We start from the raw sequence: 17,628 nt of genomic DNA on the forward strand, positions 1-17,628 counted from the left end.
CGTCAACGCTTAGTGTCCGTCCGTTCGCTTCCATGAAGCGAATTTCGTTCAGAGAGAGTCCGATATTCGACGACTCCTCCACAGTGGCTCTAAGTTGTTGAATTCTGGCGCTCCCTAGGGGAATCGAACCCCTGTTTCAGCCTTGAGAGGGCTGGAAACAGTTTCCGCCGGAGTTCGCAGTCGTTCGTCATAATATAGCCTTTTCAATAGTTTAGATAGACATTGTTCTTCGTTGTTCGGCTCTGTACGCCGATGCTTATTCGACGGATATTCGACGACTCCGGGTTCGGATGCCATGACAAAGACGCTCACTGAGGCTCAGATCACGACTGCCAAGGCGCGCTCGAAACTGGAACTTGGCGTACATTGGCGCCGCCTCGATGCCGGGGCGCATCTTGGCTATCGCAAGGGCAAGCGGAGCGGCGTTTGGTTCGTGCGCTGGCGCAATCACCATGAAGGAGCCAACTACAAGCAGGCGCCGGTCGGCATCGCCAACGACGTCAACGACAAACTTGCCGAAGGCACGCTGACTTTCGAGCAGGCGGTGACACAAGCGCGGGAACACGTCACCCGGTCCAGAACAGAAGCGGCGGCCCAAGCCGCCGGACCGGCACCCACCGTGCGGACGGCTGTAGAGACATACATCAGGGAACGTAATGCCCGTGATAGCCGACGGGCCGGTCGCGAGGTTCGATCCGATGCTGGTCACCGCTTACGGCGTTACGTTCTTGGTCAAGAGCAGCGTGGTAGCCAGGAAGCCGTTGAGGCCGCCTCTCTCGCCGCAGTCCATCTACACGCGCTACAGGAAGATGATCTTTTGACGTGGCGCGAGGGCCTTCCTGTAGAATTAAAGGCGACGACAAAACAGCGGCTCATAAACGACCTGAAGGCCGGGCTGAATGCAGCATGGCCTCGCCTGTCGGCGGAACAAAAGAAGCTGAACCCGACATTCCCTTCGATTGTGAAAGACGGGTTTAAAGCTGAGCGCATCGATGATGATGATGAGGCATCAGTCGCCCGAGATAACCAAGTCCTTACGGATGCGCAAATCGGCACCCTACTTCGAGCCGCGCGCGAGATCGACGATGAGCAGGGATTTGAAGGCGACCTACATCGCATTGTCGTGTGCCTTGCAGCCACGGGTGCGCGATTTGCGCAGGCGAGGCGGATGCGCGTCAGTGATGCACAACGGGAAGAGCAGCGCTTGATGGTACCAGGTTCCTACAAGGGACGTGGTGGCAACGGTGGCTCCGTTCCAGTTCCGGTGGGCGAAGATGTCATCGAACTCCTGTCGCCAGTCATTTTAGATCGCCCAAAAGAGGCGCCGTTGTTCGAGCGATGGAGCTACGAGCAGGAGGCCGGCAGCATCGTTTGGAGAAAGTCAGAACGCGGTCCTTGGAAGACGGCAGAACTTACTCGTCCGTGGCACGCCATCCGCGATCGCGCAGCGCTACCAGGAGCCATTCCCTATGCGTTGCGACATTCCAGCATCGTTCGCGGCTTACGAAACCGGCTCCCTATTCAACACGTTGCTAAGCTGCACAACACTTCCGTGAAAATGATCGAGCGACATTACGCGAAATATATCTCAACGGCGTTGGAAGATCTCGCGCGGGCGGCAGTTGTCCCCCTAGTACCGCGGCACGCCGAAAATTCCGTTGGGCGTGGATGATCAATGAGACGCGATCGCCAGCGAACGCTCACTCTTAGTGGCTTCCACCACACGCCTGATAGTATCAGGCTTCAAGACTCGCGGCTTTTCCGGACTGAGCCAATGTAGGAGCCAATTCGCGATCGATACGGTAGCCGTGCCATAGTATCAGCTAACCTGCTCGCGTGGCCGTCATGAGGAGCTGCGAACCTGTCCAGTGTCGGCTGGTATCGTATCGACACCCACCAGAGCCAACAGAGATTGCACAATGACCAGACGACGGCGACCGACCGTCGTCGTGGTAACTCGACCATCCCCGATTAGTTCATAGATCTTGGTCCGCCCAAGACCTGTCGCTTCACAGGCCTCCGCGACGGTGCAGGTCAACCGCTGCGCAAACGGGAGGCGACGCAGATGGCTAGGCACCGGCATATCTGCGACCGCACTACGTTCAACTTGGACACTGCTTTCGAAGTCCTGACCACGCCGTATCAAGATTACGTCTCCTCCATAATAGAACGAGCTAACCTGAGGCGCGCCGCATTCCACGTCAACGGAAGCAAAGGAGCAGAAGGGAGGGCATTAGCGAACGTCAAGAAGTGTCAGAAAAGACTCGGCTACGAAAGGCAACGTAGACTTTTTTCGTAACTAATATTGCAGGAATCAGTGGCGGCGACGGGTCGCATCGCCCAGTTCTTGCTTGCTCGACACGGCGTCCTTTTGCGCGACGGCGCGCAGGTGAGCGCGGGCAAAGCTACCATCGTCACTCCGCGGCTTGCGTAGGGCCGCATCGGCGAACGTGCGCAGACTTTTTGGCGTGATCGCGGGGCCGATACGCTCGATATGCGCGAGAGCGCGACCGGCGTCGCCGCTCGCCCGATCCCGTACCGCCTTTAGCTCGGCGATTCAATCCTTGAGCGACAGATCGCTCACGCCATTCTCGATCCCGTCATAGAGGCGCTTCAACTTCGCTTCGGCCTCGGTCGCCCGCCGCTCCATTTCAGCGACGTGCTGACGGAGCCGCTCAAACCTACTGTCCCGATAGCTGGCGGCCCCTAGGCCTCGTCTCGGTGAACGTGTCCGACCGCCGATATCGGATCGGCGGTCGATTTCAGGAGCGAGGAATCAACGCCGAGGGCGCGAAGTGCTCGCGCGGCCACGCCATGCGACATTCCAGCGACGATTCCGGCGACATGAGCACCAGCAACGGACCATGGTTTTTCCGGATTGCGGCCAGCTCTTGCATGATCTCCCGACCAGAGGGGGCGGCATCATAGATACCGGGACTTGCCCGCATCGGTATATCGCGCGGGGCATCCGCTTTCAGACCGATGGAACGAAGGGCTTCGCCGTACTGCCGTTCGATCGCGCCCTTCAGGGCATCGGGCTCCCCCCGCCCGGTCAAAGGCAAGGCGGGAGGTGCCGTCCGGAAGATCGAGTGAGGCCAGCAAGAAGTGTTCGGCCCCAGGCTCCCGCTGCTGATCCTGCAAGGCGTAAGTTTCCGCCCTCTCGCAAAGAAACTTAATGGTGCCCATGTCGTTGAGCTTCGATCCGATGCCTTTGAACATGACAATCCTCTTATATAGAGCTGTTGCGTGTCGCCACGTCTGAAAGTCGTTTGTGGGCGGCCTGTTTGGTGATCCCTAAAGCTTGGGCGATCGTCGACCACGACAAACCTTGGCATAGGGCCGAGCGGACGGCTTGGCGTTCGATCCTGTCCGCCAGTCGGCGCAAAGCTACGACACCGGCGAGCGCTTCCTCAGGGTCGGTCGGGAGAGAGGGAGGGAGATGTCGCGGCGATGTAGCCACGCGATTTCAAAAGATTCTCTGCCGCCGCACGGACTGGGGCGTCGTTGTCAACAACGGAAATCACAGGCATGGATAAGACGAGCCTCCTGAAGGAGGAATAGCGGCTGCAAGCATTAGCCGCCTTTGGCGAAAAGTGAGCTCGACTGATGAAAATTGTAAAATCATACTTCGGTTTGTTCAGGACGATTGGCGCGAATTCCCAACGTCTCAGTCATTCTGATCAAGTCGGCCAGCGACCGTGCACGCATCTTCCTCATTACGTGTCCCCGGTAGATCTTGACCGTAATCTCGGCGAGCCTAAGCTCGGCGGCTGCCTTGTTCATCATGCCGGTAGCGACCAGTTTCATCACCCCCTGCTCGCGCGGGGCTTGAGCTCTCAAATCGAGACTGGAGGTTCGCGACGATCTGCTGAGCCTCTCGTCTTTTGCGATCGCGTTCGGTCGCTGCAACCACGGCATCAAGCAGTTCCTGATCGCGAAACGGTTTGCTGAGAAAATCGACCGCTCCTTCCTTCATGGCCCTGACGGTCATGGGAATGTCACCATGGCCCGTAATGAGAATGATCGGAATATGTATGTTCAACCTCGCTAGCTCGGTCTGTAGTCAAGGCCGCTCAAGCCTGGAAGCTGGACATCAAGAACTAGACAGCTAATAACGTCCGGAATTGTGCTCTGTAGCGTTTCGCGCGCCGATCCGAATGCAATGACGTCTAACCCTACCGATTGAAAAAGGTCGTAAGCGAGCGACGCATGGAGACGTCATCCTTGACGACGAAGACAATCGCCTTTGTCGAGGACTCAGCATTGCTGACTTCACCTGGCGAGTCAAATCGTCCTGTCACGAGACGGCCTCCTTATGCAGCGGTAGGGTGAACTGGAAGGTCGCGCCCGGTCCATTTTTGTGGACGATTGACAGCCGTCCTCCGTGGGCTTCCACGATCGACCGGCAGATCGAGAGGCCCATTCCAAGGCCACTCGATTTAGTGGTGAAGAAAGGATCCAAGACGCGGTCTGCGTCGTTCTCGGCGATGCCGACGCCGCAATCGGTCACGGCAAGCTGGATGTGCCCCACATCGTTCTTTGATGATTGAATCAGCAGTTCGCGCGTCCGGTCGGTAACTGTGTCCATGGCTTCGATTCCGTTCATCACCAGGTTAATGATAACCTGTTGTAGCTGAATCCGGTCGCCGAGGATCGTAGGCAACCCTGCCGTCAACTCGGTTCGTAGCGTCACTCGGTGGCTCACCAGCTCTCGTGTTACCAGCGCAATGACGTCCCTGACGACCTCATTGATTTTGAGCGGCGCCATCTCAATGTCGCCTTTCTTCGCGAGCGCGCGAATACGACGGATCACCTCGCTTGCCCGGCTTGCGTCTTCGATGATCCACTCCACCGAAGAGCGCGCAGCGGAAAGATCAGGAGCTTTCCGCCCCATCCAACCAAGGCACGCATCGGCGTTGCTGATAATAGCGGCGAGTGGCTGGCTTATTTCGTGGGCGATCGAAGTTGTCAGCTCTCCTAAGGTCGTTACACGCGTTACATGCGCGAGCTCCGCTTGTGCCTTTCGTAGTTCTTGTTCGGCTTGATCGGCGCGAATGGTCGCGGTGATGTCAGTGCTGACGCAACGGTAGCCAAGAAAGGTCCCGTTTCCATCGAAAAAAGGCTTGCCACTCGTGCGGACGTAGATCGGAGAGCCTGTCCGATTCACGGTGCGGTAGACGAGATCCCGAAACGGGAGATGGGCCTCCAACGTCGCCCGATGCTGCTGCCACTTCTCCGGCTCCTCTTCGACGTCGCACGCAATGTCACAGGGAAGCAGGCCGATCAATCCTATCTCCAAAAGTCCCGCAGCGCTGGTGTGCTCGGATAAACGAGTGACCTGATGATCCGGCCCAGTTTCCCAGAGCCAGTCGGAAACTGTTTCGGCGTAGTCGCGAAAGCGCTGTTCGCTTTCGCGCAGCGCGGCAAGTGTGTTTTCCAGGCGTTCCCTAGCTGCGTGTTGCTCGGTGACATCCATATGTGTTCCGATCAGCTCGCTGACTTTACCATCGTTGCCGACCACCACGTGCGCAACGGAGTGTATGCGTCGTATCCCGCCATCAGGTGGAAGGACACGAAAATCATATTCGAACCGCTCAGCCTTGTTTTCAATCGCCTGGCGCTGCACCTCCTCCAGCCGTGGCAAGTCGTCCGGATGGATGCGCGATCGAATGGTCTCGATCGATACCGGCTCTTCTGGGCGAAAGCCAAACAGACGATCGACCTCGGCGGAGCGATACACGAAATCTAGACCGTAGACGTCCCAGGACCAGCTACCCGTGTGACTGAGATGCTGGGCTTCGGCCAGATAGGCCTCGCTGCGGCGCAGCTGTTGTTCTGCTCGCTTAGCCGCCGTAATATCCGTAGCTGCCCCAACAAACTCGATCTCACCAGAGGCTGTTCTCGCAGCTCGCGCCTGCGCATGGATGTGCTTTACTGAGCCGTCCGGTAGCAGAAGCCGGTATTGGTGCTCGAAATCGCTCGGCTCTCGCATCGCGCGATCGATAGTTTCTTGAACCGAAGTCCTATCATCTGGATGAGTGCGTTCAACGACGAGCTGTGGCCCCAGCGGCACTGTCTGAGGATCTAATTCGAAAATCCGAAATGTCTCCTTTGACCAGAAGGCCTCGCCCGTAGTGGGGTTCCAGCTGAAACTGCCTGTGTGACTCAACTCCTGCGCCTGGGTCAAATGTGCTTCGCTCCGCTGCAGGGCAAGTTCGGTCCGCCTTCTCTCCGTGATATCTTCGCAGGCGATAAGGACAATCGGCTGCTCATCCGCCCAGAGCATGGCTTTGGCGCTTTCACGTACCCACAAGACCGAGCCCTCCTTCCTGACCTTCTGGACGTCCCAGGTGCGCGTTTGTCCGACATCCTCCAGGCACGTCCGAACGCATTCCCGAACGAACGCGCGATCCTCCTCGAGAAATACGTCCAGCACGGTTTGACCTATCAGTTCAGCACGAGCATAGCCGAGTTGCGTCGCGCCGAATGTATTGACGTCGAGGACAGTGCCCGCTTCATCGACCATGAAGTACATGGCCGGATTGTGCTCGAAGATGGCGCGCCATCGCTTTTCGCGATCCTCCAAATCGGCCGTGCTCCGCTGGAGCCTGGCCGCAATCACACGCGCAGCCTCTCTTTCCTGACGGAGCGTACCGATAAGGTGCGCTCCCACAATCGAGGCAATAAAGAATGCAACGATCACCGGCAGATCTTGGGGGTCATCGATTCGTAGGCTGAATGCCGGCGGCGCAAAGTAGTAAGCGAGAGCAGCGAAGGTTACGATGCAAAGCGCGGACGACGCGATGAAGCTGCCCATCAGCGAAAACAGCAAGACCACTAACAAATAGGCGAACGCCGTCGCGGCGAAGTGCGCTTGAAGGTACAAGCAGGCCAGTGTTACCACGGCCAGCGTTATGCTGCCGAAGGCAAACTGAAGGGCTGAACGTTCTAAACCGCTGATTTGGCTACGCATTGTGATACCGTCCGGCCTGTTCTCCGGCGGGAGAGCTATAACTCTTTGGGCGCGTACTCGTAAAATCATGACAATACCGGGCGCGTCAGGTCAGTTGTCCGCGCAGTTCCGATCCAGGTGATTAAGTGGGTTTGCGGCGCAACCATCCCTTCATTTTGAGACCGTCCCGCATGTTGAGAGCAAGAAGTGTAATGTTTGTTGCGCCCGCGGCGAGCTCAATCGCCTGCACAGCATAGAACGTGGCATCGAATTCTGCCGCCTGAGCCTTCGACGCAAGGAAGAGCGCAGACGGAATAAGAATCAGGATGCCGTTTCCTGCAATGAACGGCATGCGCTTGAATTTGGCCCCGATCAGTCCGGCCCGGCGCCCCTTCGCCAAAATGACACCTGTACCACCGGTGGCAGCGAGCGCCGGAATCAGCAACAAGAAACCCCACGGTATGGTGCTCTTAACCGCTGCAATCGTGGCATGGGAGGCGAACAGCTCGCTGAGTGCCGTCGATAGCCAAAATGTGCCGATCGTTGCGATAGCCAAGGCGCCAGCGACAGGATGGATCAACTTGATCATGAGTATCTTCCCTTCCTAAAAACAGCAGGGCTAGGCAACGCAGATGCCTGGCACGGCAACTTTCTGGAACAGATGAGGGGAAGCTATCGCGGAGGTCGGATAGCTGGCGAGTTTTGCCAGGAAGTCAGGATGGGTGAAGGCCGCGCGGAAGTGTGCGGTGGATTCCCAGACGGCGTAGTTCAGATAGGTCGAGCCGTCACCGAGAGCTCTGTGCAGCTGAGTGGAAATGAAACCCGGCTGTCGCTTCATGAACGTTGCGTCATCCTGCCAAGTCTTGAGAAAAGCCGCTTCATCGGCTTTGGCGAGAGTGAATGGATTCACCAGGACGACCGAATTTGCGTCAATAGCGATTTGGCGGTCGATCGGGAAGGAAGGGTCGAGTGGGCGTAGCACCGACATGAGTGGCTCCATTGCTATTTGATATATGGTGCTTAATTGGTATTATGATTACATACCGGATTGACATCATAATGTCAATATGAATCAATGGTGACAAATGAAAAGAGCCAAGCGAACCCCCGAGGCCGACGCCCTTACCGACCTTATTCTCGATCTATTCAGGCTCGACAGCCTACTTCTGACGGCCGGCGACCGTCTGGTCGCCCCGCTTGGCCTAACAAGTGCACGCTGGCAGGTGCTTGGCGCCATTGTGTCCGCCGAACGTCCCCAACCGGTCGCTTGGCTCGCACGCGACCTCGGCGGCAATCGTCAAAACGTGCAGCGGATAATCAATGATCTGCACAGGGAGGGCCTCGTATCTTTTGAGGTCAACCCGCATCACCGACGGGCGCAGCTGGTCGTGCTCACTGCGAATGGACAGCGCGCCTTCGAAGCCGCAATGGAATTGCAGGCTCCCTGGATCAACGATCTTTCAGAAGGGCTGTCGGTCAAGGATATACGGATTGTCCATCGCGTTATCACGGCCTTGCGAGATAAGCTTGAGGGCAGCCGTGAGGACAAGTCGGCCTGACATGGCAAAAGCATTGTGCTCGGCCCGGCGCCCGTGATTCAACTTCCCAAACTGGGGCTTCGAATCATGCGCCATGAACTAAGGGACTACGAATGGGCACTTATCAAGTCTATGCTACCAAACAAGACGCGTGGAGTTCCTCGGGTAAACGACTGACGCGTCCTCATCTTCTGCGTCGTGCGATCTGGGGCACCTTGGCGCGATTTGCCGGATCATTTTGGTCCTTACACTACTGCTATAACCGCTTTGTTCGCTGGCGTGGGCCGGTCTCTGGAGCCGAATCATAGATGCACTCGCCGCTGCTCACGATGCGGCGGTCCAGATGATCGACACCTCTATTGTCCCCGTTCATCAGCACGGAGCGTGCATCGCCAAGAACCAGAGGCAATCGATAGGACGGTTACGCGGCAGACCAGCAAGATTCGTGCGCTTGTAGATGGCAATGGCCTCCCCGTACGGCTGCCACTGACGCCTGCCGTCGTATTCGGTGGCCGGCATGACGCCGTATCCGCCCCTGCCGGTGCGGAAGATAACGACGCAGACCATGAGGGTGTTGGCGAGGTTCCATGCATTGGCGAAGGCAAGGCTTTGAGACATCTATCCGGCTCCTGTTCTGAGGCGGGGACCATCCCCGCCCGACAGGCACCAGTCGCGTGGTTGTCAGGGCTGCATGGCTCTCGGCTGGAACGTCGTTGCCGTCACAGTGCGGTGGCTGATCGGCTAGAATGGATTGTGAGTCGATGTGCGGTTGGGAGGCCGACATGGCGGAGTTCAAAGGGCCGCCGACCGTTCGCCGATCGCACCACCATGCTGGACATTGGCCTGTAGGAGCGGTGGATAGGAAGTTACTGCAAAATCTATTTCGATCGGACCGAGGTCTATGGCGCAAAGTCCGTCGTTCCCGATCATTTCTGCGCTCTTCTAGGAAAGCGACCGAGCCATCAGGCCGTCGGTCGATGAAGAGGCGGAAAGTTCCAACGTCGTCTACAAGGCGCCCAGACCGGTCGTCTTGTCGCGTTTGGATCTCTTGGGCTGCCACGGCCAGTACGGCGCGTGAACGGCTGGAGGCTTAGCTCGCAGCGACGCGCGAGACTGGGACGAATACTGCGCCGATGGCGATTGGGCAGAGGAGACGGCCGCGGCACTGCGCTCATTCTTTGTCGAGGATTGATATCGGCGCGGGCACCCGAAGTGCTGGCGACCCTCTACACGCGCGAGGAGGCGACGGACGAGATCGATCGCCGGATGCGTGATCGCGACGACGAAGGCCGGCTTTGGTTCGACGGCTATGGATCCTTGATGAGCCTTCGGGCTTTGTTGGATGCCTGCGCTGACGTGCGGCACGTCACTCTCGACATCACGGCGCTGATCGGCGGCGGTTGGATCTAGTCGGGCGCCAGCATTTGCGCTGACAAGAGAGCTTCCGCTCCCCTTGATCCCCGTCGGCTGGCAACAACGGTCATTCTTGCCGAGGGCAGCACGGACATTCGGATATTACAACGCTCGCTCACGGCGCTATTTCCAGAGCGAAAAGATTACTTCTCGTTCTTCAACCATGCCGAACTGAGCGTGGATGGCGGCGCTGCCTATCTTGTGAAATTCCTAAAGGCATTTGCGGCAGCGCCGGCACCGTTGGCCTCGTAGCCGTATTCGAGAACGACACCACTGCACGTTAGACGTATCGGCAGGCCACCGCCTTGGGACTGCCAGACAACATGATCGTGGTGCTCCCGGACACGGAGCGGAAGAGATACGCTCTTCCTGCACGAGGCCTTCGCCTAGAGAATCGCCCCAATGCCGATTTTTTAAGATCACGTCGCGCGCCTTCTATTGCGCGGCGCATACTCAATTGGCAGCTTGGGCCAATGGCGATTTCCTGGTAGCAGCAGAATTCGTCGGCTCTGGTCTCGACAGCCTTTAGTCGGGAGTCTTTTAATCACTCGGGATCGATCCCGACCACAGCGGCTGCTGACGTTGGTTCTGTAGGAGACGCTGCGGGCGATCGAGCACGTTGCTGTAGTCGGAGTAGGCGCGCGCCAATGAGCGGACGGAATGGCGCCGTCTGATCGTCCGGTGCGCTTTGGAGGACGGCGTAGAGCTCCTACGAGGCTTTGATTACATACCGATGTACTTGTGGTGCATCTTTGTCGTGCCCCACCAAATATGGATATCTGGCATCTTCGACGAGGTCGGAACGGTTTAACTTGCCTGCTTTCTCTGCGATGGCGTGAGACTTTTTCGTAGCCATCGGCTGCGCCCTCGGGACCTCTAACCTTCGGCCGAAAATCCTTTCGGACCCAGATCTTTCATATATGGCGACAGGCATCGCTATCTCCTCGACAGGCCAATTCTCGCTCGCCCTTGGCTCATCGGGGGGACCGATGCGCACGCCAAGAACTACTCATTACTGCTAGCCAACGGCCCAACGGTGCGGCTTGCGCCACTCTACGATATCGCCAGCATCCTTCCCTACGACGATGTTGATCTGCAAAAGATGAAGCTCGCGATGAAGATTGGTGGGGAATACAAGCTTGGTCAAATAGGTGGCGGAAATTCGCCCGCGAAATCCGTTTCGATGCGGAAAAAGTCATTGCGGGACTGAACTCCTTGGCCGATCTGCTTCCGGACAGCGTAAGCGGCGTGTGCGCTACCGCGCAAGCGGAAGGGCTAGATAACGCCGTTATCCAGCGCCTTGCCGCAAAGCTGATCGAGCGAACCAAAGACTGCCAACGCCTTCTGAAAGGCCTCTAAGCTTGCACAACTCACGGTTCGCGGTCGACTAGCGACGGTAGGGAACGGTATTTCCGAGCCTGTGGAGTGCAGGCCGCGAGGCTTTACTCTCCGCCCTCGTAGAACAGTTCCAACGGCAAGCCGACGAGCGCCTTGCCGATCCAGTCGCGTGCGATCACGTTGGATGGGCCCATCGCGATCGCGGCGCGCGCGTCTCGATAGGAGCGCTCGATCGGACCGCGATGGTAGCCATAGCCTCCGGTCACGGTCAGCGCGGTGGCCGCGACCTTGTTGGCGACCTCGGCGGCGTGCACCTTGAATTCGGTCAGCGGAATCAGGATCTCGCTCTGCGGCCTGCCCGCGCGCCACAGCACGTCGAGTCGCGCTGCGAGCTCGTTGCGCCACGGCCGCAAGGTCTCGACCAGCACCTTGGCGGCGCCGAGCTCCTGCCGGATCGCCTGGTAATCCGATAGGCTCTTATTCCGATCCTTGTGCACGAAGCTCGTGGTGTGCGCCACCGCCGCGTTCAGCGCTCCGCGCGCCACGCCTTCCCAGACCGCGCCGAGCCCGATCAGATAAACCGGCGACACGCCGTCATAGATGATCTCCTTGCCCTGCCCCTCGGTGCCGAGCCGGTCGCGCCGTGGCACCCGCACATTGCTGTAGCGGATCGGACCTGAATGATTGGCCCGCACGCCGAGCGCATCCCAAGGCCGTGATTCGATCCCTTGGGCCTTGCCGTCGACGATGAAGAACACGATATCGGCCTGGTCCTTTGCGCCGGGCGTGCGCGTCTGTACCACATAGTAGTCGGCCTGACCCGAGCTGGTCGTGAACGACTTCTCGGCATTGACCATATAATCCTCGCCGTCGCGCAAGGCTTCCGAGAGATTGTACCACCAGTGCCCGCCGGTGGCGCGCTCGCTGGTCGAATAGGTGCCGAGCAGACCACCATTGTTGGATTTGAGCCAGCGCTCCTTCTGGTCGGCGCTGCCGAACAGATTGATAGTTTGGGCCGCGCCGACATGCATCACATAGACGAGGCCGGTCGAGGCATCGGCTTGCCCGATGCGATACGCGGCTTCGGCGAAGTCGACGTGAGCGAGGCCGAGCCCGCCATGCTGCACCTCGTTCAGCACGCCGGTCCATCCGGCCTCCGACAGCGCGCGCAGATTCTCGCGCGGAAACCGGCTCTCCTTGTCGTTGCGATCGGCGTTCACCTTCACGGTGGCGTCGATCGCGGCGTCGAGTCTTGCATAGACGTCGTCGTCGATCTTTCGGGCGAGATTTTCTTGGGCCATGGTCGTTCTCCTGTCCGGGTTGATGTCAAGCGACAGCCTGGGTCGGCTGCCGGCTCGGATTGACTTGTGACGATCCGCCGAGATAGAGCGTCTTGATGTCGCCGCGCCGCCGCAGCTCGGCGGCGGCACCCGCGAGCACGCTGCGGCCGTTCTCGAGCACGACAGCGTGGTCGGCGAAGCGCAGCGCCACCGTCGAGTTCTGCTCCGCGACCAGGATCGACAGACCCTGCTCGGCATTGAGCTGTTTGAGCGCGCGAAGAATCCCCTCCACGACGAGCGGCGCCAGCCCCATCGACGGCTCATCGAGCACCAGCAGCCGCGGCCGCGACATCAGGGCGCGGCCGATCGCTGTCATCTGCTGCTCGCCGCCGGAGGTCAGCCCGGCCAGCGAACGGCGCCGCTCCTTCAGCCGCGGAAACAGCGTGTAGACGCGGTCGAGATCATCTGCGGTCTCGGCGCGGGTCGCATCGCGCCCGATCGCGCCGGTGAAGAGGTTCTCCTCGACCGTCAGCGACGCAAAACAGTGCCGCCCTTCGAGCACCGGCACGATGCCGGCCCGCACTAGCGCGGCGGCCGATATGCCGGCAAGATCGTGGCCGTCGAACAGGATGCGGCCCGCAGTGATCTGGCCGCGACGGGCGGGCAGCAGCGCCGACACTGCCTGCAAGGTGGTCGATTTGCCGGCGCCGTTGGCGCCGAGCACGGCGACAATTTCGCCCGGCCGCACCACGAGCGACACGTCGCTGACGGCGCGGATGGCGTGATTGTAGGTCGCGGCCAGGCCGTCGACTGAGAGCAGGACTTCACTCATGGTTCGATCCGTCGAGTTACCGGCTGCGGGAGGCACAAGGCTCCCGCAGCGGCGCGATCGATTACTGGCTGACCGGATCGTCGCCGGAGGTGCGGGGCGTGATGCCGTGCTCCCGGGCATAGGCGGCCGCGGACTTCTCGATGATCGGCCGCAGGGACGCCCGGTCCGGCGCGATCCAGTCCGACACCACCTTCCACTTCGCGCCATCCCACTGCTGGAAGGTGACGCGGCCGTCGCCCTCGTGATTGTCCCAAGTGACGTTGATCGAATGGAACAGCCCCTTGGCGCCGAGCGCCTCGACCCGCGCCGGATTCAGTTGCAGATGCTCAAAGCCCCAGCGCACCTCGTCGCCGGTCAGCGTGCGCTCGCCGAACTTGGCCTGCGCGATCCTGATCGCCTCGACGTTGAGGATGCCGTTCACGATGCCGAGGTTGTGGTAGACGCTGCCGATCCGCTTCTTGTCGTCGAGATTGCCCTTCCCTGCGCCATAGACGGTCTTGATCACCTCTTGCAGCACCGGATATTCGGCACCGGAGGCTTGCGTGGTGATCGCGATATAGCCTTTGGCTGCGTCGCCCGCTGGGATCACGTCTTCCTCGGAATTGGACCAGACATTACCGATGATGTGGTCGGCCGGGAAGCCGACCTTCTGCGCGGTCTTCAGCGCCACCGGATTCATCACGCCCCAGCCGCGCAGCACCACATAGTCGGGCTTGGCGCGCCGGATCGAGAGCCACTGCGACTGCTGCTCGTTGCCGGGATGCGGCACCTCGATCTGCTCGACGCTGAAATGATACTTGTCCGCGAGGAGCTTGTAGATCGGGATCGTCTCCTTGCCGTAGGGCGAGCCGTGATAGAGCACGACGATTTTCTTGTCCTTGAGCCTGTCGACGCCGCCTTCGCGGCTCGCGATGTAGTTCACGATACCCGAGGTCTCGCTGTAAGGATTGAGCAGCAGCGGGAAGACGTAGGGAAAGACGCGACCGTCGGTCGAATCGGTCCGGCCATGGTTGACGGTGATCAGCGGCACCTTGTCCTTGGTGATGCGGTCGATCATGGCGTAGGCGATGCCGACCGACAGCGGATTCCAGGCAGCGACGCCGAGCCGGTTCTTCAACCGCTCATAGACTTCGACGCCGCGCTCGACCTCGTACTGGGTCTCGCCCTCGTCCCAGGTCAGTTTTACGCCGTTGACGCCGCCGTCGCGGATATTGATTAGGTTCAGATAGTCGATGAAGCCGCCGAAGAAGCCGGTGCCGCCGGCGGCATAGGGGCCAACCCGATAGCTTTGCAGCGGAAAGAACTGCTCGTCGGCGTGGACCGCCGGTGCTCCAGCAAATGCAAGGACGCCCACTACCCCCAGCGCGAATTTCAAGTGTCGAAACCTCATCGTCAGCTCCTTGATGTGTCAGTTGCAGGAAACGTCTTGCGGAGGCCGGTCCACGCGGCCGACGCCGCGCGAAACCGGTCCCACAGCGCGATCAATCCGCGCGGCTCCGCGATCAAAAAGGCGATGATCAGCGCACCGATCACGATGCGCTGGCTCATCTCCAGCACGCCGGAGTCGAACACGCCACCGAGCAGAGCCGCGCCGAGCCGCGACAGGATCAGCGGAAACACCACGATGAAGGCCGCGCCGAGGAACGCGCCGCGCAGCGATGCCAATCCACCGATGATGATGATGAAGAGGATCTGGAACGAGCGATCGAGATTGAAGCCGGCCGGCTCGACTGTGCGCAGGTAGGCAAAGGCCCACAGCACCCCAGCGACCCCGATCAGGAACGAGGATACGCCGAACGCCAGCAGCTTGGTCCGTAGCAGCGGCACACCGATCACCTTTGCCGCGATCTCGTGATCGCGGACCGCGATGAAGTTGCGGCCGGTCTGCGATTGCAGCAGCAGCAAGGTCAGGATCGTCGCCACCGTCACGACGGCCAGCGAGAACAGGTAGCGGCCCGCCGCGCTGGTGAAGGAATAGCCGGCGATGGTCAGCGCTGGCGCATCGATCACGCCGGACGGATTGTCGTTGGAGAACCAGCCGAACTTGGTCAGCGCCCATTGTACGAAGAACTGCGCCGCGAGCGTCGAGACCGCGAGATAGAACCCGCGCAGCCGCAGGCTCGGCAGCCCGAACACGATGCCGATCGCGGCCGCGACGAGGCCGGCCAGCACCAGGTCGAGCAGCAGCGGCAACTCGGGCAAACGGAGATGCAGATTGTAGGCGGCATAGGCGCCGACCGCGAGGAACGCGGCCGAGCCGAGCGACACCTGCCCGGCATAGCCGGTGAGGACGTTGAGCCCGGCCGCGGCGAGCGCCAGCGCGAGGAACGGCGTCAGAACCGCGTCCATCAAATAATCCGAACCGGCGAGCGGGATCACGCCGAACGTAATCACTGCGCCGATGCCGATCAGGATGCGGTCGATGACGGGGAGGGTCTGGCGCGGGTTCGAGGTTGCGTCCATGTGCTAGACCCTCTCGACCAGCTTCTGCCCGAACAGTCCCGAGGGCCGCACCAATAGGAATACCAGCGCGACGACATAGCCCGCCCAAGCCTCGATGCCGCCGCCGACCAACGGGCCGACATAGACCTCGGCGAGCTTCTCGATCGCGCCGATTAGGAGGCCCCCGACGATGGCGCCGGCGATCGAATCGAAGCCGCCGAGCACGAGCACCGGCAGCGCCTTGAGCACCACCAGCGACAGCGAGAACTGCACGCCGAGCCGCGCGCCCCACAGCAATCCGGCGACCAGCGCAACGATGCCGGCGACCGTCCACACGATGGCCCACACCCGCGGCAGGCGAAGGCCGACCGCAAGTGCTGCAAACGGATCGTCGGCGACGGCGCGGAACGACAGCCCTGTCCGCGTGGTGCGGAAGAACAGCGCGAACAGCGCAACCAGGCTGCCCGCCACCGCCGCCGCGAACAGATCGAACCGGCTGATGAAGACGCCGACGATATCGAGCGGCACGTCGCTGATGCCGATGTCGAGACCGTGGACTTGGGTGCCCCACAACAGCTGCGCCGCGCCTTCGATCACATAGGACAGCCCCAGCGTCGCCATGAACAAGGTGATCGGCGGCTGGTTGACCAGCGGCCGCAACACCGTGCGCTCGACCGCGACACCGAGCGCGACCATGATCGCGAGTGTCGCCAGCAGCGCAAGCGGAAGCGCGACGCCGCGCTCGACCAGACTGACGAAGGTCAGCGCCGCGAACAGCAGCATCGCGCCCTGCGCGAAGTTGAGCACCCCCGAAGTCTTGTAAATCACCACGAAGCCGATCGCGACCAGCGAATACATCACGCCCGACAGCAGGCCGCCCACCAGCACTTCGATGAGGAATTGATAGTCAAACATCAAAGTGCGAACTCCGTTTCGTCCGCATGCGCGACGCCGAGATAGGCATCGACCACCGCCTGGTCGGACCGCACCTGGTCCGGCGTGCCGTCGGCGATTTTGCGGCCATAGTCGAGCACCGCGACGCGATCGGACAGCCCCATCACCACACCGATGTCATGCTCGATTAGGACGATGGTGGCGCCATAGCTGTCGCGGGCGTTGCGGACATGCGCGGCCAATTCGTGCTTCTCGCCGAGCGTGACGCCCGCAAAGGGCTCGTCGAGCAGCAAAAGCAACGGCCGCGCCACCAGCGCACGCGCCAACTCGACGCGCTTCTGCAAACCATAGGGCAAGGTTCCGGCGGCGCGGTCGCACACCTCGCGAAGGTGCAGGAAGCCGATGACGTCTTCTGCGGCGGCGCGGTTCTCCGCTTCGATCCGCCGTGCCAGAGGCGAGCCGGCGATCTGGCGCAGAAAGCCGGCGCGGACCCGGTGCGCCACTCCCATCAGGACGTTGTCGCGCACGGAGAGGCCCTTGAACACAGCGAGATTCTGGAACGTCCGCGCCACACCATGCTGCGCCAGCCGCGCCGTAGGTACATGGCCGAAGGAATGCTCGCCGAGCCAGACCCGGCCCCGGTCCGGCCGGTAGAGCCCGCTGATGACATTGAGCAGCGAGCTCTTGCCGGCACCGTTGGGGCCGATCACCGCGCGGATCTCGCCTTGTGCGACCTCGAGATCGATGTCGCGCAGTGCGGCGACGCCGCCGAACGAGAGCGAGATGTCAGCAAGCGCGAGCACCGGTTGGATCTCGCCACTGCCTCGTTTCACGAGCGCACGGTCCGCGACGTCCGCGCGCGCGGACAAGGGCGCAGAGAGAGCCGGCTCGACAAGGGCGCCATCCAATGGAAGCACACCCGCGCTTGCTGCGATCATG

Annotated in this window: 15 protein-coding genes, 1 tRNA gene and 2 pseudogenes; 5 read left to right on the forward strand and 13 right to left on the reverse strand. The window is 60.5% G+C overall.

Annotated elements, in window-relative coordinates; translation table 11 throughout:
* Nucleotides 1–105: 105 nt before the first annotated feature.
* Nucleotides 106–177 (reverse strand) — tRNA-Glu (locus tag CO675_RS40560).
* Nucleotides 178–295: 118 nt separating this feature from the next.
* Here CO675_RS40560 and CO675_RS15795 point away from each other — a divergent pair.
* Nucleotides 296–1,672 carry a site-specific integrase gene (locus CO675_RS15795; RefSeq protein WP_018273347.1) on the forward strand — a complete coding sequence of 459 codons (1,377 nt, stop codon included), beginning with the start codon at nt 296–298 and terminating at the stop codon, nt 1,670–1,672.
* A 171-nt stretch (nt 1,673–1,843) separates the two neighbouring features.
* On the opposite strand, the gene CO675_RS42000 is transcribed toward CO675_RS15795, so the two are convergent.
* The 6 genes and pseudogenes from CO675_RS42000 to CO675_RS15830 form a co-directional block, all read right to left on the reverse strand.
* Nucleotides 1,844–2,083, reverse strand: coding sequence for an excisionase family DNA-binding protein (locus tag CO675_RS42000; RefSeq protein ID WP_143279025.1), 240 nt, complete (start codon nt 2,081–2,083; stop codon nt 1,844–1,846).
* A gap of 679 nt (nt 2,084–2,762) precedes the next feature.
* Nucleotides 2,763–3,062, reverse strand: a complete 300-nt coding sequence (locus tag CO675_RS15800) for a hypothetical protein (protein ID WP_143279021.1) — start codon at nt 3,060–3,062, stop codon at nt 2,763–2,765.
* Nucleotides 3,063–3,621: 559 nt separating this feature from the next.
* A pseudogene (locus CO675_RS15815) lies at nt 3,622–4,301 on the reverse strand (response regulator transcription factor).
* Nucleotides 4,298–6,973, reverse strand: coding sequence for a PAS domain S-box protein (locus CO675_RS15820; protein WP_097672998.1), 2,676 nt, complete (start codon nt 6,971–6,973; stop codon nt 4,298–4,300). The pseudogene CO675_RS15815 and the gene CO675_RS15820 overlap by 4 nt, the downstream one beginning before the upstream one ends.
* A gap of 121 nt (nt 6,974–7,094) precedes the next feature.
* Nucleotides 7,095–7,541, reverse strand: coding sequence for a hypothetical protein (locus tag CO675_RS15825; RefSeq protein ID WP_097672831.1), 447 nt, complete (start codon nt 7,539–7,541; stop codon nt 7,095–7,097).
* 30 nt (nt 7,542–7,571) lie between these two features.
* Nucleotides 7,572–7,952 (reverse strand): antibiotic biosynthesis monooxygenase family protein, encoded by a 381-nt coding sequence (locus CO675_RS15830; RefSeq protein WP_097672832.1) that lies wholly within the window; start codon nt 7,950–7,952, stop codon nt 7,572–7,574.
* An 85-nt stretch (nt 7,953–8,037) separates the two neighbouring features.
* Between CO675_RS15830 and CO675_RS15835 the strand changes: the two genes are divergently transcribed.
* The 4 genes and pseudogenes from CO675_RS15835 (at nt 8,038) to CO675_RS41445 (ending at nt 11,113) form a co-directional block, all read left to right on the forward strand.
* On the forward strand, nt 8,038–8,511 hold the full coding sequence (locus CO675_RS15835) for a MarR family winged helix-turn-helix transcriptional regulator (protein WP_097672833.1): 474 nt from the start codon (nt 8,038–8,040) through the stop codon (nt 8,509–8,511).
* Nucleotides 8,512–8,577: 66 nt separating this feature from the next.
* Nucleotides 8,578–8,994, forward strand: a pseudogene (locus tag CO675_RS15840) (IS5 family transposase); the annotation flags it as partial.
* A gap of 708 nt (nt 8,995–9,702) precedes the next feature.
* A complete protein-coding gene (locus tag CO675_RS15845) occupies nt 9,703–9,900 on the forward strand; it encodes a hypothetical protein (RefSeq protein ID WP_097672834.1) in 198 nt (65 codons plus the stop codon).
* 1,018 nt (nt 9,901–10,918) lie between these two features.
* Nucleotides 10,919–11,113 (forward strand): hypothetical protein, encoded by a 195-nt coding sequence (locus tag CO675_RS41445; RefSeq protein WP_245376528.1) that lies wholly within the window; start codon nt 10,919–10,921, stop codon nt 11,111–11,113.
* A gap of 232 nt (nt 11,114–11,345) precedes the next feature.
* On the opposite strand, the gene CO675_RS15855 is transcribed toward CO675_RS41445, so the two are convergent.
* The 6 genes from CO675_RS15855 to CO675_RS15880 form a co-directional block, all read right to left on the reverse strand.
* Complete coding sequence (locus CO675_RS15855) at nt 11,346–12,542, reverse strand: acyl-CoA dehydrogenase family protein (RefSeq protein ID WP_097672835.1); 1,197 nt, start codon at nt 12,540–12,542, stop codon at nt 11,346–11,348.
* A gap of 25 nt (nt 12,543–12,567) precedes the next feature.
* Entirely contained in the window at nt 12,568–13,353 is a 786-nt protein-coding gene (locus CO675_RS15860) for an ABC transporter ATP-binding protein (RefSeq protein ID WP_097672836.1), read from the reverse strand.
* Nucleotides 13,354–13,414: 61 nt separating this feature from the next.
* Nucleotides 13,415–14,743: an ABC transporter substrate-binding protein gene (locus CO675_RS15865; protein WP_245376347.1), complete on the reverse strand. Its 1,329-nt coding sequence runs from the start codon at nt 14,741–14,743 to the stop codon at nt 13,415–13,417.
* Nucleotides 14,744–14,745: 2 nt separating this feature from the next.
* Nucleotides 14,746–15,816 (reverse strand): branched-chain amino acid ABC transporter permease, encoded by a 1,071-nt coding sequence (locus CO675_RS15870; RefSeq protein ID WP_097672838.1) that lies wholly within the window; start codon nt 15,814–15,816, stop codon nt 14,746–14,748.
* Nucleotides 15,817–15,819: 3 nt separating this feature from the next.
* Nucleotides 15,820–16,710, reverse strand: coding sequence for a branched-chain amino acid ABC transporter permease (locus tag CO675_RS15875; RefSeq protein ID WP_018273351.1), 891 nt, complete (start codon nt 16,708–16,710; stop codon nt 15,820–15,822).
* Nucleotides 16,710–17,627 carry an ABC transporter ATP-binding protein gene (locus CO675_RS15880; protein WP_097672839.1) on the reverse strand — a complete coding sequence of 306 codons (918 nt, stop codon included), beginning with the start codon at nt 17,625–17,627 and terminating at the stop codon, nt 16,710–16,712. Before CO675_RS15880 ends, CO675_RS15875 begins: the two co-directional genes overlap by 1 nt.
* Nucleotide 17,628 lies beyond the last annotated feature (1 nt).

The organism is Bradyrhizobium sp. C9 (assembly GCF_002532045.1).
GTDB lineage: Bacteria > Pseudomonadota > Alphaproteobacteria > Rhizobiales > Xanthobacteraceae > Bradyrhizobium.